The sequence below is a fragment of the Enterobacter sp. QK-SA4 genome, assembly GCF_056856775.1.
The window spans coordinates 2,551,679-2,572,487 of the sequence record NZ_JBXFXH010000007.1; the positions used below are offsets into that span (position 1 = coordinate 2,551,679).

25 protein-coding genes and 1 pseudogene are annotated in these 20,809 nt (G+C 55.5%); 7 read left to right on the plus strand and 19 right to left on the minus strand.

The genetic code is table 11. The features are described 5' to 3' along the window. Positions 1-85 precede the first annotated feature (85 nt). The 4 genes from AC1VYI_RS13680 to AC1VYI_RS13695 all read left to right on the plus strand — a co-directional run bounded on the left by AC1VYI_RS13680 (position 86) and on the right by AC1VYI_RS13695 (position 4,415). Positions 86-382, plus strand: coding sequence for a polymorphic toxin type 44 domain-containing protein (locus AC1VYI_RS13680; RefSeq protein WP_223604042.1), 297 nt, complete (start codon positions 86-88; stop codon positions 380-382). After that, positions 360-755: a hypothetical protein gene (locus AC1VYI_RS13685; RefSeq protein WP_045398970.1), complete on the plus strand. Its 396-nt coding sequence runs from the start codon at positions 360-362 to the stop codon at positions 753-755. Before AC1VYI_RS13680 ends, AC1VYI_RS13685 begins: the two co-directional genes overlap by 23 nt. Before the next feature lie 161 nt (positions 756-916). Further along, positions 917-3,190: a primary-amine oxidase gene (gene tynA / locus AC1VYI_RS13690; protein WP_134866358.1), complete on the plus strand. Its 2,274-nt coding sequence runs from the start codon at positions 917-919 to the stop codon at positions 3,188-3,190. A gap of 118 nt (positions 3,191-3,308) precedes the next feature. Beyond that, complete coding sequence (locus AC1VYI_RS13695; RefSeq protein ID WP_047742015.1) at positions 3,309-4,415, plus strand: GGDEF domain-containing protein; 1,107 nt, start codon at positions 3,309-3,311, stop codon at positions 4,413-4,415. A gap of 138 nt (positions 4,416-4,553) precedes the next feature. Here AC1VYI_RS13695 and AC1VYI_RS13700 read toward each other — a convergent pair whose 3' ends face one another. After that, positions 4,554-6,053 carry an aldehyde dehydrogenase family protein gene (locus AC1VYI_RS13700; RefSeq protein ID WP_126787194.1) on the minus strand — a complete coding sequence of 500 codons (1,500 nt, stop codon included), beginning with the start codon at positions 6,051-6,053 and terminating at the stop codon, positions 4,554-4,556. A 241-nt stretch (positions 6,054-6,294) separates the two neighbouring features. Between AC1VYI_RS13700 and feaR the strand changes: the two genes are divergently transcribed. Then, positions 6,295-7,203 carry a transcriptional regulator FeaR gene (gene feaR / locus AC1VYI_RS13705; protein ID WP_023311567.1) on the plus strand — a complete coding sequence of 303 codons (909 nt, stop codon included), beginning with the start codon at positions 6,295-6,297 and terminating at the stop codon, positions 7,201-7,203. Here the strand turns inward: feaR and AC1VYI_RS13710 are convergent, their stop codons facing one another. The 4 genes from AC1VYI_RS13710 to AC1VYI_RS13725 all read right to left on the minus strand — a co-directional run bounded on the left by AC1VYI_RS13710 (position 7,204) and on the right by AC1VYI_RS13725 (position 10,895). Further along, complete coding sequence (locus tag AC1VYI_RS13710) at positions 7,204-7,521, minus strand: YdbL family probable chaperone protein (RefSeq protein WP_023311566.1); 318 nt, start codon at positions 7,519-7,521, stop codon at positions 7,204-7,206. It lies immediately after the preceding gene. A gap of 7 nt (positions 7,522-7,528) precedes the next feature. Beyond that, positions 7,529-7,720 carry a YnbE family lipoprotein gene (locus AC1VYI_RS13715; protein WP_134866360.1) on the minus strand — a complete coding sequence of 64 codons (192 nt, stop codon included), beginning with the start codon at positions 7,718-7,720 and terminating at the stop codon, positions 7,529-7,531. After that, positions 7,717-10,356, minus strand: a complete 2,640-nt coding sequence (locus AC1VYI_RS13720; RefSeq protein WP_134866362.1) for a YdbH family protein — start codon at positions 10,354-10,356, stop codon at positions 7,717-7,719. The genes AC1VYI_RS13715 and AC1VYI_RS13720 overlap by 4 nt, the downstream gene beginning before the upstream one ends. A gap of 215 nt (positions 10,357-10,571) precedes the next feature. After that, entirely contained in the window at positions 10,572-10,895 is a 324-nt protein-coding gene (locus AC1VYI_RS13725; protein ID WP_023311564.1) for a hypothetical protein, read from the minus strand. Between the two features lie 326 nt (positions 10,896-11,221). On the opposite strand from AC1VYI_RS13725, the gene AC1VYI_RS13730 reads away from it, so the two are divergent. Then, positions 11,222-12,211, plus strand: a complete 990-nt coding sequence (locus AC1VYI_RS13730) for a 2-hydroxyacid dehydrogenase (RefSeq protein ID WP_023311563.1) — start codon at positions 11,222-11,224, stop codon at positions 12,209-12,211. A gap of 19 nt (positions 12,212-12,230) precedes the next feature. Here the strand turns inward: AC1VYI_RS13730 and AC1VYI_RS13735 are convergent. The 14 genes and pseudogenes from AC1VYI_RS13735 to AC1VYI_RS13800 form a co-directional block, all read right to left on the minus strand. After that, positions 12,231-12,560 (minus strand): annotated as a pseudogene (locus AC1VYI_RS13735) (MFS transporter); the annotation flags it as partial. A gap of 163 nt (positions 12,561-12,723) precedes the next feature. Continuing rightward, positions 12,724-13,113, minus strand: coding sequence for a Mor transcription activator family protein (locus AC1VYI_RS13740; RefSeq protein WP_482881787.1), 390 nt, complete (start codon positions 13,111-13,113; stop codon positions 12,724-12,726). Beyond that, a complete protein-coding gene (locus tag AC1VYI_RS13745) occupies positions 13,110-13,538 on the minus strand; it encodes a gp16 family protein (RefSeq protein ID WP_045355457.1) in 429 nt (142 codons plus the stop codon). The genes AC1VYI_RS13740 and AC1VYI_RS13745 overlap by 4 nt, the downstream gene beginning before the upstream one ends. Beyond that, positions 13,528-13,743: a hypothetical protein gene (locus tag AC1VYI_RS13750; RefSeq protein ID WP_061351304.1), complete on the minus strand. Its 216-nt coding sequence runs from the start codon at positions 13,741-13,743 to the stop codon at positions 13,528-13,530. Before AC1VYI_RS13750 ends, AC1VYI_RS13745 begins: the two co-directional genes overlap by 11 nt. Beyond that, entirely contained in the window at positions 13,740-14,429 is a 690-nt protein-coding gene (locus AC1VYI_RS13755; RefSeq protein ID WP_045355456.1) for a DUF2786 domain-containing protein, read from the minus strand. The genes AC1VYI_RS13750 and AC1VYI_RS13755 overlap by 4 nt, the downstream gene beginning before the upstream one ends. Continuing rightward, positions 14,416-14,712 (minus strand): nucleoside triphosphate pyrophosphohydrolase family protein, encoded by a 297-nt coding sequence (locus AC1VYI_RS13760; protein ID WP_063162366.1) that lies wholly within the window; start codon positions 14,710-14,712, stop codon positions 14,416-14,418. Before AC1VYI_RS13760 ends, AC1VYI_RS13755 begins: the two co-directional genes overlap by 14 nt. Further along, the gene (locus AC1VYI_RS13765) at positions 14,709-14,897 is read right to left on the minus strand and encodes a hypothetical protein (protein ID WP_023214066.1); all 189 of its coding nucleotides are present in this window, start codon (positions 14,895-14,897) and stop codon (positions 14,709-14,711) included. The genes AC1VYI_RS13760 and AC1VYI_RS13765 overlap by 4 nt, the downstream gene beginning before the upstream one ends. Positions 14,898-14,976: 79 nt before the next feature. Continuing rightward, a complete protein-coding gene (locus tag AC1VYI_RS13770) occupies positions 14,977-15,588 on the minus strand; it encodes a DUF3164 family protein (RefSeq protein WP_029464111.1) in 612 nt (203 codons plus the stop codon). Between the two features lie 17 nt (positions 15,589-15,605). Next, positions 15,606-15,875, minus strand: a complete 270-nt coding sequence (locus tag AC1VYI_RS13775) for a hypothetical protein (RefSeq protein ID WP_000835317.1) — start codon at positions 15,873-15,875, stop codon at positions 15,606-15,608. Positions 15,876-15,877: 2 nt separating this feature from the next. Continuing rightward, a complete protein-coding gene (locus tag AC1VYI_RS13780; protein ID WP_045355453.1) occupies positions 15,878-17,044 on the minus strand; it encodes an ExeA family protein in 1,167 nt (388 codons plus the stop codon). A 10-nt stretch (positions 17,045-17,054) separates the two neighbouring features. Further along, the gene (locus AC1VYI_RS13785; protein ID WP_045355451.1) at positions 17,055-18,824 is read right to left on the minus strand and encodes an integrase catalytic domain-containing protein; all 1,770 of its coding nucleotides are present in this window, start codon (positions 18,822-18,824) and stop codon (positions 17,055-17,057) included. Between the two features lie 3 nt (positions 18,825-18,827). Then, on the minus strand, positions 18,828-19,736 hold the full coding sequence (locus AC1VYI_RS13790) for a phage protein (RefSeq protein ID WP_045355450.1): 909 nt from the start codon (positions 19,734-19,736) through the stop codon (positions 18,828-18,830). A 9-nt stretch (positions 19,737-19,745) separates the two neighbouring features. Further along, complete coding sequence (locus AC1VYI_RS13795) at positions 19,746-20,051, minus strand: helix-turn-helix domain-containing protein (protein ID WP_000042842.1); 306 nt, start codon at positions 20,049-20,051, stop codon at positions 19,746-19,748. Next, positions 20,048-20,272 (minus strand): hypothetical protein, encoded by a 225-nt coding sequence (locus AC1VYI_RS13800; RefSeq protein ID WP_001041677.1) that lies wholly within the window; start codon positions 20,270-20,272, stop codon positions 20,048-20,050. Before AC1VYI_RS13800 ends, AC1VYI_RS13795 begins: the two co-directional genes overlap by 4 nt. Before the next feature lie 88 nt (positions 20,273-20,360). Between AC1VYI_RS13800 and AC1VYI_RS13805 the strand changes: the two genes are divergently transcribed. After that, positions 20,361-20,771: a helix-turn-helix domain-containing protein gene (locus AC1VYI_RS13805; protein WP_045355449.1), complete on the plus strand. Its 411-nt coding sequence runs from the start codon at positions 20,361-20,363 to the stop codon at positions 20,769-20,771. Positions 20,772-20,809: the final 38 nt, after the last annotated feature.

Sequence of the window (20,809 nt, forward strand, 5' to 3'; positions counted from 1 at the left end):
TCCATACGATATTGCTTCATTTTCGCCCCCGGGCGTTGACGTTGTCAGCCATATGGTCATCGCTCGATTTCATGGCGGTCCCTCAATGATGACGTACATCTGGTTTTATCAAATGGTGAGAAATCATGGTCCGTGGGACTATAAGCAAGGCCGTTCGCAATACGCTAACTTTGGAAATTTTCATTACGGTGCGGTTGGCGCGGCGGCGGGCATTCCTGATGGAGTGCTGCTACGCGGTGCAGGTACTGCGCAGATCCTTGCTGGCACAAGCGATCCGGTAGAATTTGCTAAATATCATGGTGCCAGTGCTTATGGAGATGACCCTGTTGATCAATTATGGATTAGGGCAGGAATAGATTATGCACGACGTTCGGGATTTTAACTGGCGAATCGTAGTGGCGGTTGTCATTTTTCTGGGGTTTATCTTATACCCTTTCCGCGATCTGTTTACCGTGTATGAAAAATTTCAGGAAAAAATTATCGTTAATGATCGTTTAGCTCTCTACATAACCCAGGTTGAAGCGAGTTCTTTATCCAGAGATACGTTTCACTTTTATCTCTATGATGCGAAAAAAAGCACTGAAGATTTTATGTCTCACGTATCAGATATCAAACCTGTCATGGTTACCAACGATGCTAAAGCCACAGCAACGGTAACAAACGGAGATATTTATCTCCGCGTTCGCGGAAATATTTACTCTTTCACTACAGTTGGGTTCGACGTGCGTATTTATCTGGATAGATCACCTTACTGATCCCATGAAGCCTCTATCTCGGGGATGTGACGTATCCCCGCTCTTTTTTTAACCTGGCAAGACTGGCAAATAACCTGGCAGATGCAGGCAAACGCTTTTCTCATAGGCCTGTCAGGATAAGGCTGTCACAACACAATAAACACAACAAGATGAGGTCTACGATGGGAAGCAATTCTTCTTTTTCTGCCCGTAGAACGGCGCTGGCCATGGCCGTTGCGCTGTGTTGCGCCTGGCAATCCCCTGTTTTCGCCCACGGCAGTGAGGCGCATATGGTCCCGATGGACAAAACGCTGCAGGACTTTGGCGCGGACGTTCAGTGGGATGATTACGCACAGATGTTCACCATTGCGAAAGACGGTGCCTTTGTGAAGGTCAAACCGGGCGCAAAAACCGCCATCGTCAACGGTAAAACCCTCAGGCTCGAGGTGCCGGTGGTGATGAAAGGCAAGAAAGCCTTTATTTCCGATACCTTCATCAACGACGTTTTCCAGTCCGGCCTTGACCAGACCTTCCAGGTAGAAAAACGCCCTCACCCGTTAAACGCGCTAACGGCGGACGAAATTAAGCAGGCCGTTGAGATTGTGAAAGCCTCGGCGGACTTTAAACCGAATACCCGCTTTACCCAGATCGCCCTGGCAGAGCCCGAGAAAGCCAAAGTGTGGGACTTTGTGCTTAACGGTACGGCAGTGGATGCCCCTCGCCAGGCGAAGATCGTCATGCTCGATGGCAAGCACGTTATCGAAAGCGTGGTGGACCTGAAGGATAAAAAAATCCTGCGCTGGGAACCGGTAAAAGACGCGCACGGCATGGTGCTGCTGGATGATTTCACCGCGGTTCAGCAGATCATCAACGAAAGCACCGAGTTCGCCGAGGTGCTTAAAAAACACGGCATCACCGACCCGAAAAAAGTGATTACCACGCCGCTGACCGTCGGCTATTTCGACGGTAAAGACGGCCTGAAGCAGGAAGATCGCCTGCTGAAGGTGGTGAACTATCTGGACGTGGGCGACGGCAACTACTGGGCGCACCCGATTGAGAACCTGGTGGCCGTGGTCGATCTTGAACAGAAAAAGATCCAGAAGATTGAAGAAGGTGCCGTTGTTCCGGTTCCCATGACCCCGCGTCCCTATGATGGCCGCGACCGCGTTGAGACGCCGAAAAAACCGCTCAACATCACTGAGCCGGAAGGCAAGAACTACACCATCACCGGCGATATGGTGCACTGGCAGAACTGGGATTTCCACCTGAGCCTGGACTCCCGCGTCGGCCCGATGATTTCAACCGTCACGTATAACGACAACGGCAAAAAGCGCCAGGTGATGTATCAGGGGTCGCTCGGCGGCATGATCGTCCCTTACGGCGATCCGGACGTGGGCTGGTACTTTAAAGCCTATCTCGACTCCGGCGACTACGGTATGGGCACCCTGACCTCACCGCTGGTGCGCGGTAAAGACGTGCCGTCCAACGCCGTGATGCTCAATGAAACCATCCCGGATTACACCGGCGCGCCGATGGAGATCCCGCGCGCGATCGCCATTTTCGAACGCTACGCCGGGCCGGAATACAAACATCAGGAGATGGGTCAGCCAAACGTCAGCACCGAGCGCCGCGAGCTGGTGGTGCGCTGGGTGAGTACCGTGGGCAACTACGATTACATCTTTGACTGGGTGTTCCATGAAAATGGCACCATCGGCATTGACGCCGGCGCAACGGGTATCGAGGCGGTGAAAGGCGTTCAGGCGAAAACCATGCACGACGCCACAGCCAAAGACGACACAAAATACGGCACGCTGATCGACCATAACATCGTGGGCACCACGCACCAGCATATCTACAACTTCCGTCTTGATATGGACGTGGACGGCATCAATAACAAGCTGGTGGCGATGGATCCGGAAGTGAAGCCGAATACCGCCGGGGGCCCGCGCACCAGCACCATGCAGATCAATCAGTACGATATTAATACCGAGCAGCAGGCGGCGCAGAAGTTCGACCCGGGCACCATTCGGCTGCTGAGCAACACCAGTAAAGAGAACCGCATGGGCAACCCGGTCTCGTACCAGATTATCCCTTACGCGGGCGGTACGCACCCGGTGGCGACCGGCGCGAAATTTGCCCCGGACGAGTGGATTTACCATCGCCTGAGCTTTATGGACAAACAGCTGTGGGTGACTCGTTACCACCCGGATGAGCTCTACCCTGAAGGAAAATTCCCGAACCGCTCCGTACACGACACGGGCCTGGGGCAGTACAGCAAGGATAACGAGTCGCTTAACGGCCAGGACGACGTGGTCTGGATGACCACCGGCACCACCCACGTCGCCCGCGCGGAAGAGTGGCCGATAATGCCGACGGAATGGGTGCATACCCTGCTTAAACCGTGGAACTTCTTCGACGAGACGCCAACGCTCGGGAAGAAGAAAGACGAAAAATAACCACCCGCCGGGCAATCGCCCGGTTTTTTTTGCCCCAGCGTTTGAGGATCGTCCTGGCTTGCTTATAGTTACTGATATCTCACCTGCATGATTTATCCCCCGGACGGGAAAGGGCTTTATGGAAAAAAGAAAAAAACCGACACTTGAACGGGCAACCTGGCCAACGCGCCATGCTATGGTCATGCACGGGCTGGCGATGAACCTGCCGTGGCTGGCCTTCGTGAATATCAGCTTCGCGGTGATGATTCTGCTGCGACACGTCCTGCTTAATACCAGCGATCCCCTTTATCCCCACTCGCCGCAGCTGACGAGAATGGTCGATGCCTCCATGCTCGGCATTATCATCCTCTCAGCTGCGCTGATCCTCATGGCCTGGCGACGCATCGCCGGCATCAGCGTGGTGCTGTTTATCTGCAGCGCCATCTGGTCGGTCTCCTGCTTCTGGTTTATCACCCAGCTGCTGCTCCCGCACGTCTGGCCGCTGTGCGTCATTTTATTACTCGCGGGCTTAACGGCGCTCTATTTTTATCCTGAAGGGCTACTCGCCTTTGTGCTCCCGCTCTGGATCACCCTGCCGGTAGCAAGCTGGATACGGAACGATGGCCTCAACCTTCACTTTTTTGTTATCTGGAGCGTCTTTACGCTGATCCTGATCTGCGGGCGTTTCATCCTGCTGAGCTGGTTTGACGAGGCCTGGCGACGTAACCAGCAAAATCAGCTGCTGATCTCCAGGCTGGATGCGCTGGCGCATCAGGATCCGTTAACCAAAACCGCCAATCGCCGGAAAATGGAAGTGGTGCTGGAGAACGCGGTTGAGCAGAAAAAAACCTTCTCGGTGATCATGCTGGATATCGACTATTTCAAACGCTACAACGACACCTACGGGCACCAGGCGGGTGACGACTGCCTGACGCGCGTGGCGCGGGTGCTTAAGCAGTCGGTGCGCACGCCTGATGATGTGGTGTCACGCTACGGCGGCGAGGAGTTTGTGGTGATCCTGTTTAACTGTCCGGAAAACATCGCAGAAAAGGTGGCCTTACGTATTCAGGACGGCCTGCGCACAGAAGCTATACCACACAGCGCGTCAACCGTTAGCGATCGTGTCACCGTGAGCATGGGGATTGCAAGCATGGCGGAAGGGTTAGCGGGCACCGAGATCATCGCCCGCGCCGATGCGGCGCTGTACCGGGCGAAAGAGGCCGGACGGGATCGGTGGTCGCTTTAATTAAAGCCGGGTGGCGGCTACGCCTTACCCGGCCTGCAAAATTCGCCCGGTGCGGCTGGATGCCCTCACCCTGACCCTCTCCCATGGGAGAGGGAACAAACACTAAAAAGGCAACCTCCAGGTTGCCTTTTGCTTTTACTAGTAGCGCACGCAAACCGATTTGGTTTCACACCAGCCGTCCAGCCAGTCCGGACCGAAGTCGCGTCCGGTGCCGGACTGCTTCATGCCGCCGAACGGCAGGTTGGCGTCAATCAGCGTATGGCTGTTCACCCAGACGGTGCCCGCCTGCAGCCGGTCGGTGTACTCCAGCGCCTTGCTGATATTCTGCGTCCAGACGCTGGCAGTCAAGCCATATTCGGTGTCGTTTGCCAGCTGGAGCGCCTCTTCCCCGTCGGCGACGCGTACCAGGTTGACCACCGGGCCAAACACCTCTTCACGGGTCAGGCGCAGTGAGGCATCCGGGTTCACCACCAGCGTAGGCGAAACGTAATAGCCTTTGCCTTCCGGCCCCCGGTTACCGACGATCAGCTCCGCGCTGCGCGACTTCGCTTCGTCAAGGAAGGTCTGCACCTTGTCGCAGTGCGCGCGCGACACAAGCGGGTTGATAAACGCCTCCGGCGACATGCCCGGCCCGACGCTCAGGGATTTCACCGCCTGCTCAAACCCGCTGACCAGCGTGTCAAACAGCGGCGCTTCAATATAGATGCGCGAGCTCGCCGCGCACACCTGCCCCTGGTTCAGGAAGCTGCCGGTCATCAGGCCTTCGATTACCCACGCCGGGTCCGCGTCTTTCAGTACAATGGCCGGGTTTTTCCCGCCCAGTTCCAGAGTCACCCCGGTTAGCGTATCCGCCGCCGCGCGGGCGATTTGCTTACCCGTCGCCGTTGAGCCGGTAAAGCTCACCTTTGCAATATGCGGATGCGAGGTCAGCGCTGCGCCGCACACCGCGCCGCTCCCGGTCACCACGTTGAACACCCCGTCCGGAATACCCGCTTCGCTTGCCAGCTCCGCCACGCGCAGCATGGTCAGCGGCGTGGTCTCTGACGGCTTGATGACAATAGAGCAGCCGGCGGCCAGCGCAGGCATCACTTTCCACATCCCGATCATCAGCGGGAAGTTCCAGGGCACAATCCCGGCCACCACGCCAACCGGCTCTTTACGCGTCCACGCCTGATAGCGGGCGCCCTGCGGCAGCGGAATGGAAAGGTCGAGGGTTTTACCCGTAATTTTGGTGGTCAGCCCGGCGGTATAGCGCATCCAGTTCAGGGTACAGCCGACTTCAAACATGCGGGAAATGTTGATGGATTTGCCCTGCTCCAGCGTTTCAAGCTGGGCCAGCTCTTCGCTGTGCTGTTCGACCAGATCGGCGAAATGAAGCAGGACCCGCTCGCGCTCCGCCGGCAGTTTTCCGGCCCAGCTGCGGGCGACAAACGCGCGCCAGCCGGACATGACGGCACGATCAACGTCGTCGACGCTGGCATCGGCAGTCGAGGCAATGACCTCGCCCGTGGCCGGGTTGAAGACGTTCAGCCGCTTTTCACTGTCCGACGCGGCCTGACGCCCTTCAATCCACAGGCCATGCTGTCGGTCTAAAAATTGTTGTACGGCAGGCTGAATGGCCACCTGTGATTCAGACATAGGATACTCCTTCGTTATTCTTCGCAGGGTGTCCATCCAGTCTAAGTGGGGTTTTGCGTTCTCGCTTTTGTCTCTGTGACATTCGCTTTGCCACCTGTGACAGGCTCCGCAAATCGCGATAATTGCCGCTTATATCGCTGTTACCGGTGAGTGTTCTTTCCTATAGTCAGCCTCATAGCTCTGACAAAATGCAACACAAATGCAACAATGCGAAAACGTTGACGGTGCAGTGAGAGAAACGATGGCGTGTGCAAGCGAGCAGGAACAGTATCAGCAGTGGCTGGCGCAAATTAACCAGGTTTGCGGGCGTTTTAACGCGCAGCCCACCGGGGGGAAATTCTTCGGCGAGCTGGAGACCAGCTATGCGCGCAGCCTGAAGCTCAGCACCGTGACCGCAGGCGGGGTTAACCTGTTCCGCTCCCGTCAGGAGATTGCTCAGAGTAATGATGCCTGGTTCTATACCGTGTTCCAGCTCGAAGGCAGCGCGGAAATTGAGCAGGATGACCGTCGCGCGCTGCTCAGAACCGGTGATATCACGCTGATTGACGCGTCGCGTCCCTGCTCGATCAACTGGCGGGAAAAATCCCGCCAGATTTCGCTGCTGGTTCCCCGCCAGATTATTGAGCAGCAGTGTCGTTTCCAGGAGATAAGCTGCGCGACCGCCCTTTCCCGCACCTTGCCCACGGTACAGCTGAGCCATCGCCTGCTGATGGAGAGCATGAACAATGCCGACCTGAGTGACCGGGAGAGCGAAGCGGCGCTCGAGGCGATGATCTGTCTGCTGCGCCCCGCTTTCCAGCAGCGTGAAATCATTCAGCCGCGCAAGGAGCGCCAGTTCCAGCATGTGGTGGCGCTGATTGACGACCATATTCAGTCTGAATCGCTGCGCCCGGAATGGATTGCCGCCGAGAGCGGCATGTCCGTGCGCAGCCTTTACCGCATGTTTGCCGAGAAGGGGCTGGTGGTGGCGCAGTACATCAAAAACCGTCGTCTGGATCTCTGCGCGCAGGCACTGCAATCTACCGGTGATGATGAAAAGCTGGCGGGTATTGGCTACAGCTGGGGGTTCACCGACCATAGCCATTTTTCTACGGCGTTTAAGCAGCGTTTTGGCGTCTCGCCGGGTGAATACCGCAGGCGCTACCGCTAACTACTTTTTGAGCCATTTTCCGTTAATGCCCTTCACGTATTCGCCCGGCTGCGCGCGGGCAACCAGTTTCTGACCGGCCATTTTAGCCACTTCATCGACCGGCAAATTATTGCTGTCAGCCAGCTTCTGGTAGTTTTCCGCGCGCGCCGCATTGATACGATTGACCAGCGCCAGCGTTTCCGCGTCCTGTTGAATCGGGGCAAGATAGCCGCTCAGGGTTTCCCCCACGCGCCCCTGCGCCCGGGCATCGTTTAAGGTCAGCGCAGCCGCCTGCACGTTCATCCCCAGCGCCAGTAAAATCAGAGCTAATCGTTTCATGGCATCCTCAGAACAGATCGCTGCGCGATTTCAGCAGTGTTTCGACGTCTTTATCGACCTTAATATGGATTTCATGTTCGATTTTGACATTCATATTGATAGTAATCGGCTCCTTTGGCGCAGCGACTTCAATGCGCGGCGTACAGCCGGTCAGTAGCGCGGTAACGGCAACGGTGAGCACACCAGCCATCTTTTTCATTGTTGTTCCTCACTTTCCTTGCTAGTCAAACTGCGGGGAGCAGGTATCGCCGCATGTTGCTCAAACCAGGTTTGCAGGTTGTCCCCAAAGCGCAGGCTGCGCCAGAGGGTAAAGACATTCTCATCATGGGTATAGTTCAGGTTGACGGAGCTGCTTTTGCCATCCACCCGGCTGGTCCCCTTGATGGTCGCCTGCATGGTTAATTCACCCAGATTATCTAAATTGATTCTCGTCCACGAACGCGAAATTTCCATATAGCGGAGCCAGTTAATCGCCGCGCCCGCCACCATATTATCTTTCACGATGGCGTCGGCCGTATCTTTGTCGATGCGCAGCGTCATTGGCCCCGGGTTGGTCAGCCAGCCATCTTTTATGATCCATTTTTCATTATCCAGCCAGAACGGCAGCGCCCCGCTCACCGGCCCTGACATGGCAAACTGTTTCGGATTGACGGCGCTGATCAGCTCGCTGGAGGAGATATTGTCCACGCGCAGCAGGGCCGGATCGTGCTGAGGCATCCGCAGCTGCTGCATGGTGATCTTCCCGCCGAGGGTTTCCACCTTCACGTTGGTGAGGAGCAGCGGATTGTCCTCCGTCCAGGGATAGTCCCCCTGTAGATCGGCGGTAATGTTGCGCGCGGTCACCAGGTTTTCCACTTCGCCAATGCGCAAGGTGACCGGACCGCGCGTGCCGAGGGACCAGGTTCCCTCGCTGAATCGGAACGGCAGCACAAAATCGACGCCGTTAATCTGGTTATCCGGCATCCAGGCGCTGCCGGATTTCAGCACGCCGTGCCCACCGGCCTCAAAGCCCTGATCGACCGCCGCCGAGAAGGCGACCTGCGCGTAAAGCTCCCCGTCGCGCAGCGTCATTTTCCAGTCCGGCGGGATCAGCGGCTGGAAGACGGTGAGCGACTGTTTCGGCCACCAGGCCTGCCCGCGAAGGCGCACGCCATCCCAGCGTCCGTTCACCTGTACCGGGCCGATTTTGTCCGCATGGAGGTCGCCCTTAAACTGGAAAATGGTCGGGTCGGTACCGTCGACGCTGAAGGTCAGGACCGAGGGCGGCAACGCGCTGCCGCCGGAGAAACGGGTTTGCCCGGCGTTGAGCGACAGCGCGCCGCTGAAGGCCGGTTTTTCGGGGTCACGAAGCCAGCGCACCGGCCGATCCAGCACCAGACGCGGCTTGCTGACCTCCATCGTGCCGTACTGGAGCTTGTCAAAACCGGTGGAGAGCGCCGTCAGCTCAATAAGATTGTCGCGCCACTCGCCTTTCCCGGCGACATCCCAGCGGGCATGCATCGGCGTAAAGCCGCCTTTTCCCCAGTAGCGCCACTGCCACAGACCGTTATCAGGTAAAAAGTCGTTGGCCTGGCCGTCCAGGTGGAGTTCAAAATCACCCATCTGGTTTTCATGAGCGCGCAGAATCGCCTGTAATCGACCGTCCACGCCCTTCTGCGTCAGCTTCACGCCCGCCAGCGGCCAGCGGATTTCATCGATATCGAGTGAGTCAATGATGCGCCCGCGCGAGCGGAGCAGCGCGCCCGGCTCAAAGGCCAGCTGCGGTTCATACAGGCTGCCGGTCAGCGTTGCGGGCAATTTGGCGTAAAGAATAAGATCGTTTTGCTTCGCCTCGCCGCTCAGATGCAGGGGCATGTCGCTGTTTTCCATGCCGAGCCTGCCGGGCCCAATGTTCAGTACCGCGTTGCCTTTCCCCGCATCGCCTTGAGTAAGCACATTCAGCCGTCCGGTCAGGGTGGTTTTATCGAGCCCCTGCTGCCAGTTGTCGGCGCGAAGAGACACCCGGCCGCTCAGCGGCATCCCCGAGAGATCCCAATTCCAGCGCCCGTCGCTGATGTTCAGCTGCTCCGCCGTGACCTGCCACGGCAGGTCGAGCAGCGGATCGGGATTGTCCCGCGCCATCACCACCAGCTGTCCCTGATTGTCTTCCCAGTCCAGATCGGCATCGACCAGAGGCGTCAACTGTGGCACGTTAAAGGTCGCGACCGCGTGGCCTTTCACCGGCACGCCATCCGGCACCAGCGGCAGGGTAAACTCGCCCACCAGCTTAATCGGCTGCGGCTGGTCCGGGAGCTGTACATCGAACTGGCTGACCGAGAGCGTCTGACCGCGCAGCGTGCCTTTAATGCTGACCTGCTCGCCTTTATAGGCAATCTCCTGAATGGACGGCGTCAGCGACGCATGCAGCTCGCCCTGCCACTGCTGCCAGGGCGACAGCGTCAGACGGTGAACCGTGATCCAGGTATTCGGTAATACCGCCTGCCACTGTGCCAGCGTTTTGGGGGCGACCGTTGAGGGTGCAGACTGGGGAATTTTGCTCAAACAGACGGAATTGAGATCCAGAGCGCCGACATCCAGCTTCCAGCGGCTCGGATGTGACAGCGTAACGTTATCGATGCGGGCAATTTCGCAGTCTTCAACCAGATAGCGAAGATCGGGGATCACCAGCGCGTGGCGGGTAAGTTTCGGACTCTCTTCGAAAGCGATGCGCGTCCCGACGGGCAGCCAGATCCCGGCGAGCGTCGGTACCCACTGAGCGAGCGTCATCAGCAGCGTCAGCGGCAACAGTATGAACAGCAGTAAAAGCGCAAGAGCGGCTTTGTATTTACCCTTCATGGGCAGTTAATATCCTGATTTAGCGAAAGAATTAAGCCGGCAGTGCCGATCATTGTCGCATGTTTAGCGGTTGAGTTGAAGTTAACGCCAAGATTAAGGATAGATGCTGTAAATAGTATGAGGTAACTTTTTTGCTATGCGGAACCTAAAGAACACAATTTAGATTCAGTGGGTTACGCATAATTTCAGGCGAAGAAGCCGGAATAACTGCGTAATTAATACCTGTTCCTGGGCACTGCCAGCAGGTAAAGCATTGCGAATATCAATGACCCCCAGTACACCGAGTCGTACCGCCAGGGATCAAAATCGATATGTAAAAAACCGCTAACAAACTCATAGCCGTTGGCAAAAACGTTAATCTGGATGGCTGCAATGGCTATCACAAACAGCATATAGGCAATGAACAGTGGGTGTTTTCTTAGCCGGGTAATCTTCTGTTTCCCGAAATATAAAAAGAAAAAAACTACTATAGATACAATGAAATAGTACAAAGCGGGCAGCATTGGCGGAGATAAGGACAACCCCAGTTGTTGCGACATGCATCATTCTCCCTCTTTATCAGAAACTCACCCGGTTCCTAATATCGTCCCATCACATCCAGAAGGATTGCAGTTTTCACATCCTCTTGCCATTCTTTAACGTAATTCAGACAGGCTTTTTTCGCATCCTCAACCCACTGCATTTTTCTCTACACGCCCTAACCAGATTCACGCCAAAGATTCCTCGTAGCAAGAATATCATGGAGTTAGGGTGCACATATGCTCTAGAATAATTGATAGAACTTATTGAATTCAATAATATTTTATAAATTGTAAGATAATTTTAATCATGCTAACGTGAATGCAAAATCACTGGAGAAAGTCTTATGAAACTCGCGGTATATAGCACAAAGCAGTACGACAAAAAGTATCTGCAACATGTTAACGAGGCTTACGGGTTTGAGCTTGAATTTTTCGACTTTCTGCTGTCCGAAAAAACCGCCAAAACGGCGCACGGCTGTGAAGGCGTCTGCATTTTTGTTAACGACGACGGCAGTCGCCCGGTGCTGGAAGAGTTGAAAAAACAGGGGGTGAAATATATCGCCCTGCGCTGCGCGGGCTTTAATAACGTGGACCTCGACGCGGCGAAAGAGCTGGGTCTGAGGGTGGTGCGCGTCCCGGCGTACTCCCCGGAAGCGGTCGCGGAACATGCGATTGGCATGATGATGTCGCTCAACCGTCGTATTCACCGCGCTTATCAGCGTACCCGTGATGCCAACTTTTCTCTGGAAGGGCTGACCGGCTTTACCATGTACGGCAAAACCGCGGGCGTGATCGGCACCGGTAAAATCGGCATCGCCGCCCTGCGCATTCTGAAAGGCTTCGGCATGCGTCTGCTGGCGTTCGATCCGTACCCGAGCGCCGCTGCGCTGGAGCTGGGCGTGGAATACGTCGACCTGCCGACCCTGTTCTCGCAGTCTGACGTGATCTCCCTGCACTGCCCGCTGACGCCGGAGAACTACCACCTGCTCAACCAGGCGGCGTTTGACCAGATGAAAGATGGCGTGATGATCATCAACACCAGCCGCGGCGGGCTGGTTGACTCTCAGGCCGCTATCGAAGCGCTGAAAACCCAGAAAATTGGCGCGCTGGGAATGGATGTGTACGAGAACGAACGCGATCTGTTCTTTGAAGACAAGTCGAATGATGTGATCCAGGACGACGTGTTCCGCCGCCTGTCTGCCTGTCATAACGTGCTGTTTACCGGACACCAGGCGTTTCTGACTGCCGAAGCGCTGATCAGCATTTCAGAAACCACGCTGGGTAACCTGCAGCAGCTGGAAAAGGGCGAAGCGTGCCCTAACGAACTGGCGTAAGCGTGACGCCGGGTGGCGTCTATGCCCCACCCGGCGTACTGTCTGTTTCCCAGGTCCGGTGCGCAAAGCACCACCATAGCAGTACGGCCACCAGCGCAATCGCGCTCAGGACGCTGAATGCTGTGGCAAATGAGTAATGACCCGCAATCGTGCCGGTTAACGCCGGGCTCATGGATGCCCCAACCCCCTGCATCAGCATCACCACGCTCTGCCCGGCATTGACGTGCCCGCTCCCGCGCAACAGCACCACGATAAAAGACGGTACCGCGACGCCCAGAATCCCTGCGGCCAGCCCGTCGAGGATTTGTACCGGGATCATCATGAGCGGCGCGTCCGTAGACGCCGCCAGCTGATTAGACTTGAGATAAATGACAGGGAATAAGTGAGATAATTATGGGAAGAACTGGGTCAACATGGGAAGAGACTGGATGGAATATGCAATAACGTTACAGTATGTGAAAATCAGACCGGCCCGAAAAAAAACAGAACTCGCGCCAGCCTGATTGCAGATGTTACTCCTTTTTCCCCGTATCGGCATCGGGTTCACCATCAAACAGTTTGCCCTGCATCCGATACAGTTCTTCTTTTCTGACCCGCTTCACCACGCTGTAGACCCACTGTAGCGAAACACCAAATTTGCGGGCCAGTTCGTGATGGTTGCGTCCGTCAAACTCCAGGAAGATTTCCCGGTCGCGCTGGCTGACCTTCCAGACCATGCCCATCGGAAAATAGACGTTTTGCCCACCCCAGACCTGCATCATGCGGTTCGCAACAGCCTGACCAATCTGGTCGGCAACTGCGGGTTCGATATCAATAATCTCGCGGACGGTCTCAGAAGTGTGCTGTGCCAGTTCTACCAACAGTTCCGGCCCTTTACTACGAAACTGATTCAGGTCGCTCATTGCTTCACTCCCGCAGCTCTGCGCTGCCACTTCTTCAGTTTCTCAATAACGCTACTTGCCTGCTCATTGCTGAGCCAGCGTAACGCGCTGATGCCCGTTTCCCGTTTAACCCACAACGCCAGCGCCTGCTCTGAACAGTCACGGACGGTACCCGCCGCTGTCATTTCAAGCCAAAGCGCACGGATTTTCTTTGACTGGGGATGGTTATCCAGCGGTAAGCCGGACCTGGCTTTTCCGGCAGGCTTAATGCGAAAGCCTTTCTTTTTCATGGATTCCAGCACGCGGTTGAGCTGCGGGGTATCCATCCCTTTGGTTGAGGCTTTGCCGGTCAGACCCTGTAGCATCTGGCGGTAGGTGTCCTCATCCATCTGGAGGTCATTGCGGGCAATATGGATGAGTTGAATAAGACGCTGCTTAGTCATCATCGTCGCTCCTTTTACCTGCGCCACCGATATAATCGACATATAAAGGAAGCGCTACAGGCCAGCACAGGAACATAACAGCCCAACTGATCCAGTGTGCGGCACCGTTGTAACGTGAGTAAAAACCTGAGCGGCGGTGCAGTTCAGCAGTACACCACCCCACGAGACCATACCAGAACAGGGCACATACAATAGATTCAGCCATCATAAGCCACTCCCCAGCTTCCGCTGTTCCTGCCCGCTGACAGGCTGATGCAGGCGGACGTTTTCCCCTTCTCTGTAACCGATGTGGCGGGACATGTCCGCGTCACGTGATTTCCCGGCCCCACGGCCCGTGGTTGTGCCTGAGTCAGGGTATTTTTGTTCAAGCCAGAGGCTTGCCAGCTCCCGTTCTTCGCGGGACATAGCAAATAAATGAACCTCGCTGCGCACGGCCAGAACCCATCCTTCTGCAAACTTGTCACCACGACTGGTCTTGGTCGTGTTTTTGATTCTTTTATTCTGCTGTCGAATATAGTTTTTACGGGCCACGATTAATTGTCTGGCCAGTACCTCCCATGTATATGAGGCCAGTTCAACCCGGTCTTTATTACCGTAAAAACCAACGCTGGGTTTAAAGCCGGAGTGAATAATAGACTTAACGCCAAATGCTACCTGGATAATATCCAGCAGACCCAGCATGTATCGCGGCGGGTTAACGCTACCTGCTGCCCAGTAGTTACTGACGCTTTCATCAATATCACTGAGTGCGAGGTCAGCCTGGGTGATGTTATAGGCCTGCATCAGTTTCTGGGCGCGTTGCAGGGCCAGTGCAGCTTCATGAGGGTTGTCGGATTTCGCCAGCGCCAGCAGCTTTTTTAACTTCTCCAGCAGTTTTTCATTATTCTGAGGCATAAGTCACCCCCAGACGTTCGGCAAGGCGTTCCAGCTTTTTCTGTTTATGAAAGTCAATCATCAGGCCCATCCCGTTGAGGCGGAACTGCTCAATCATGATTTCAACGTCAGCCAGCTCCCCAGCCAGATCAACTTCATTGCCCAGTCCGTTCATGTTGCGGGCGGCAGCAGCGGCCAGTTCGGCGGCTTCTTCCATCAACTTCAGCGCCTGTGCTTCAGGGCCAAAGGTTTTCAGGGCCAGATTGTAGATCGTCGAACGGTTATATAATTTCATGCCTTTCATTGTTTTGCCTCGCAGGGGATGAACTCCATGGCCGGGACTTCGGTGTAGTAATGCTGGCTGCAGTGCGGGCATACCAGCGTGATGAGGACGGCTGGAACATGGTATTTGCCAGAGGTAATGACGCTGGCGTCGCTGAACTTCAGAGTGGTGATACCTTTCTTACAGTTGGAACATTTGATGGACATGATTTATTCCTCAATACTGTTTTCGGCGTGCAGAAGCCCACGGCGCTGACGCCGAAATAAAAAAGAAATTGAATTAAAATTAAATGGCAGCGATATCTAACGGAATATTAATTAGCTTCCCGTGTTTATCTTTCTCCCGGAAATTAATATAGGTTTTGGACATGGCCACCTGCAGTGATTCCGATATGGCCTCCATTGCCCGGTTCCAGCGCTCGTCCTGAATCTTGACGCGACGCAGGGAAAGAATGCGTCCGGTGTTAAGCTGGCCCTCTTTGTCCACCTGAAAAGCATCGCTGATGATGGCCCGCAGGTTGGCGTTCGCGCCTTCCGACCACTCGGTGACGCATTCGTCTATCAGGTCTTTGGCAATCTGCAGTTCTGGCCCGAAGGTCAGGGTTTCCTGCACGCGGATGGTGATCTGCTGAGCACCGTCGAAGCTGCTGAAGGTCACGTTGCCTTTGGCACCGCCGCGCGTTCTGCCGTACTTCTCGGCCACAAGGTCAAGCCAGGCATAGCACTCGTCAAAGGCACGACGCTTGAAGTCGCTGAGTTCATCACGCTTAATCTTCGCGGCGGCAACCTGTTCTTTAACGAAAGAGTCCATCGCAAGGTCATAGTCAGACACCTGGTCAACCGGCACCAGACGCCCCTTGCGGTCTTTCATGTAGTCTTCTTTATTTACTTCGCTCATCTCTGTTCACCTTATGGTTAATGTAATGACTCTGACCAGGTAATGCGGCAGCCATGCAGTTCAAAGACGCCCTGACGGAAGCGCCCTGAGCCGTCATGACCAACATGGGTATAACTTGCCTTGCCCTGCTCCAGCAGGCGGGCACAGTGCCCGTTGCGGGCGATACGGATAACCGGCTTACTACCCGCAATCATGACGCTCTGCACGGTAGTATTCATGGCGTTGAGCGCCATAATGGCAGACTGCACCTTGTTCATCTGCTGGTTGATATCGGCGATGGATTTCATGATTAAACCCCTTTGACGACGTCGGCGTTGACTTGAGGAACCCCGATTTCAGCGGCCAGATTCATGGCCGCTATCACCAGGTTACTGACGGCCAGCGGATACAGCAGGCTGACCATGCTTTTTCGGTTGCTGCCCAGATTGCTCAGGCGGGCGCGGATGGCATCCACTGCGCTGGCGTCCATGATGTCGGCCAGCTGCTTACCGGCACGTTGCAGTTTGAACGCCAGAAACTCTTCCAGGCTGTTGTCCAGCGGCAGCAGTTCAACCACCTCGCAGCGCTGGACGACCTCACGGACTTCCATGTTGCGTTCAGACAGTTTGTCCGCCAGTTCAGGCTGGCCAATCAGCACGATGGACAGCAGTTTTTTAAAGCCTGATTCCAGCTCGAAGAAGCGTTTGAGGTGCTTCAGCGTCGGGATGGGCAGGCTGTGGGCCTCCTCAATCACCAGAACGTGACTAAAGCCCGCCTGACTGCTGTCCTTCAGGACGCGGTGCAACTGGCGGAAACGGGCGTCCTGGCTGCGTTTGATGCTCTCCAGCGGCGCGATGGTGCTGATGATGGCCTCGGCGATGGCTGCCGCCTTGAGGGTTTTGCCCTTCACGTCGTTGTCCTCCATGGCGATGATGTATGGCTCGATAACAATCACCGGCGCGTTCTCGCGGTTGACGCGTTCAATCAGGTCGCGGCGCAGCGTGGATTTACCCGCGCCAGACTCGCCGATAACCGCCAGAAAGCCACCGTGGCGGGCGGTCTGGAACAGCGCCTCACGCACGTAGCGGATATCCGGCGTGGTGAACACATCGTCCGCGCCCTGCATGGCCTCATCGGCGAACGGGTCACGGAAAAGGCCAAACGCTTTTTTGGTTGCTGGAAATAACACCTGCTTTTTGAGTAACATGTTCTCTTCCTCACTGAGGTTGGTTTTATCGGTAGTACCCGCTGTACGGGGCGTGACAGCGCCCTGTGCAGCATCAAAACTTTTCGCTGTATCAATCCCCTGACTTTCCAGATACAACGCCAGACGCTGGCGTACCTCTTCGGGGCTGGTGCGTGGCCACTCGTTATGGTTCACAATCTGGGCCAGCGTGGCCTCGGAAACGGCGACGGCTCTTGCCACTACCGCCTGCGGGATACGGGCCTCTTTCAGTTGTTGCTTCAGTACCAGCATGTCTTCCCCCTCAGTTGCCGTTAACGATGCTGATAACGCTGTTGTGGGCCGGAGCGGTCAGGATGACCATCACTTCATCCAGTGCGGCTTCCGGTACGCCTTCCGGGTACCGTGCTGTTAACTGGCGGTAACATTCCGGCGTCCAGGTATGGCCGTTCGCGCTGAACTTCTCGCGCAGGGCTTTCGCGGCCTCCACATGGGTCAGCGGACGCTGCTCAATACGCGGGCCGCGCACGTCTGAAGCCTGACCGCGCTTAGGCATATAGGCCGGAAGCGTGGTGTCGTCGATATGTTTATACGGGTCAAGTCGCCCGCCAAACGGCAGCGCCTTCGCCTTGCGTGCAGCAGCTGCATCGGCGGCGTTATCCGTGCCGGTGACCAGCTCTTCGATTTCTTTTGCCGCCGTCTGCGCCGGGGTCTCAGGCAGGGCTTTGTAGCTTTCGCCAAATACCGCCGCGCTCTCGGCAAAGCCGAACTCGTTCTTTCTGACCTCTTCGACCAGGAAGAACGTCTCGTGGCCGTCTTCGCCGGTCAGCACTACCTGCGCAACATCGCTGCGCCACGGGTTACGGGTAATCATCAGTTTTTCACCGACCATCACGCCCGGCACCGTCGAAACATCAAACTCTGCGCCCCGGAACGGTACACGCAGTTTTGATGTGACCTTGCGGCTTTCCGGCGCAGCCACCGCCAGTTCGCGGCATACCTCGACGGAAGGTGCTTTCTTCAACTGCTCTGCGGTGATTTTCAGCCAGATATCCGTGCGGGTTTTACCGTGGCGGCTGTGAACAGCCGTGGCGTTAAAGTGGCTGCGCCATTTCACCGCCAGCGCGTTCAGCTCTTCCAGACTGTGAACCGGCTGGAACTTGAGACCCGGCTCCAGCTTGCGTTCGATAATGTCACGCGCCTTTTCCACCTGCCCGGTGGCGCGGGCGTTATGTGGTTTGTGCGCTATCAGGTCGATGCCCAGCGAACGGCACATATTTTTTGTCATGCCAGCGGTGTTCGCCGAGCCGGGGTCGAGGTAGAGTATTTTCGGCACGCCGTGCAGCACGTCAGCGCCACCACGCTCCTGCATGGCGTTGATAAGAACAGAACAGAGGTTCTCACCGGATTCAGCCCCCATCACGTACTCAACGTAAATCCAGCCGCTGGTATGGTCGGTAATCTCATAACTCCACACGCGGTCACTGGCGATGCGGGCGATGTTGGCGGGCTTGTTCTTGTAGAACTTCGCGCTGTCCATTACCTGCAGCCCTTTATGACCGTTGCTCAGGTAGTAAAGCGTACAAAGCGAGGCATCAATCTCCCAGACATGGTTGGGATGAAGGCTGGCCATCTCGGACGACGGGGCCGGGGCGTCAAGCTGTTCAGGGTGCAGACCATAGTTACGCAGGGCGCGGCTGATGGTGTCCTCGGACAATGGGAAAAACTCGCCGGTGGCCTCGTCCGTTCTGCCTGCAGTGATAAAGCCGTTTGACCGCAGGGTCTCCACCGCATCTGCGATGGAATACAGGCGTTTGCCGTTCTTACGGGTGGCCTCGCGCAGCGTGGCTGATATCAGCGCGGCTTCGTCGCGGCTCAGGGCGCTGCGCCCGGCATCGGCGCGTTTTTTACGTTTGTCAGTCACTGATACCTCCTTCAGCTTGCGCAGCAGGGTGGCGCGGGACATGCCTAGTTCAGCGCAGGCGGCGTCGTATATCGCACCGCGCTTACCATGCCCCGCGTCACGTGCCGCGCGGGCAACATAAACCAGTCGTTCAGTCAGGGCGGCACTCATCGGTTATGCCTCCTGCCCGTTAATCTGTGGCGTCGGGTCAGTCAGCCATGAAGGGGCAGCGTTACCTGTCGGCTCATCCGGCAGGTCAAATGTGGAGCGCAGGCTACGCGCGGTGCTTTCCAGCTGGCAGACCAGACCGGCCATAAAGTCTCTGGGGGTATCAATCATGTTTTCAGCGCAGTATGCGCACAGGGTCTCAAAGGCGCTGGACAGTCGAACCGCGATGGCAGATTCCGCCTCAACCGCTAACGCCGTCACTTCCGCGCGTAACTTCTTCACTTCTTCGTCAGGCTTAGGTGGCTGGATACGGGATTTCTTCTCCAGTTTTGTGGAAAGCGAGTCGATTTTTTCGTTTTTGTCGGCCAGCACGCGCTGTTGCGCTGCGCTGGTTTCGCGGGCTTCGCGAAGAGACTGGCGCAACTCACGTACCGACATGCGATCAACATCATCTAGCGTCAGGCCTGCCACTGTGCCGCCATCTGCTAATTGAGCCAGTTCTTCATCATCTTCCAGCATTAGTTCGTATAACTTTGAGCGCCCTAAAAGCGAAAACGTTTTCGCTTTTGACTCCAGTTCTGGAGATAGAAATTTGAGTGCGGCCTGCGCCATTTTTTGCGCAATGCGAGGTTCGATGCCGAGATGCTCCCTGACAATCTCAACAAACTCGCCATGCGGCTCATTCTCTTTAAGGATAATCAGCCGCTTACCAGCCTCCAGCATGGCTTCAGCACTCTGAGCCATGTAGAAGCGTGTCTCGTGAACGATGCGGTCACGTTCATATGGCAGGCCATCACCGAACTGCTGCATGATTTCAAGGCGATGTTCGGTCATGGCATTAAGATTGACGCTGAGACCATCGGTCAGCGGTACATCTTCCACTAGTTCAACTGGTTGTGATTTTGTGCGTCCCATTTCAACTCCTTAGCGACTGCCAGCCATAACACGCTGGTTGATTTCATTGATACGATCCTGCGCCCGTGCCATTTCGGTACTGTGCGCCATGGCGATTTGTAAGAGCTGGACTCCAGGGGCAAAACGCCCGTTATCCAGTTTCAGGGCCAGTCCTTCTTCGATAAGGGTATTCAGCGCACGATTGATATTCGCCGGTGACTCACCCAGAGCCGATGCCAGTTCACCGTTAGAAACACCGTTCAGAGCGTGACCGCGTAAAGCTTTAAGGACACGCAAAATACGGGTACCTGAGCTTGATGTATTTGGTTTACTCATGACGCCTCCTTGAGGATGCCGGGGGTAACTTCTTTGCCTATTGCGACCGAAAGGTCTCGCAAAATCCGATAAGTCAAACGACCGCGTGGAAGTTCGCTTTTTCCTGCCCAGCGACTGACAGCTTGGGTGACTGTTCGTGGCTCATAGCCCGCGTTAAGCGCGAACTGGCGCAAGCTACTGCCTCGTTCAACCAGCCGTGCCCGAACTTGTTGTTTGTTCATATGCACCGTGTTCCTGTTGGGTTATGATGTACTCTATTGGGTCTATTGTACGCACCCAAACGGGTATGTCAAATCGAGATATGTTCAAATGAGTATAAAAGAGAGATTGCGCGAAGCGATGGATGCTAAAAGCTTGACAATAAAGGCATTGTCAGACTTGTCGAAAATTCCATATCGCTCACTTCAAAACTATCTGCGTGGAGAGAGAGAACCTAATGCGGAGGCTCTTGTTGCGTTAAGCACCCATTTGAACATATCAATAGATTGGCTACTTACTGGTAAAGGGGAAGCTGTTGGGGTAGAGAAAGCACAGCCAGCTAATCAGGAGCAGCATTTCAACCAGTCTGATCTGAAGTTATTGGAACTGCTCAACCAACTGGAGCCAGAGGTGCGAAAAGAGTTGCTGCGAGGCGCTGAGGAAAAACAGCGAATGATTGATATGGAAAAACAGCTTAAGGAGCTGTCCGCAGCGTTCGATAGATTAAAAAATACGGGTTAATCTGTTCCCATTAAGAACATTAGAGGTATAAGGACATG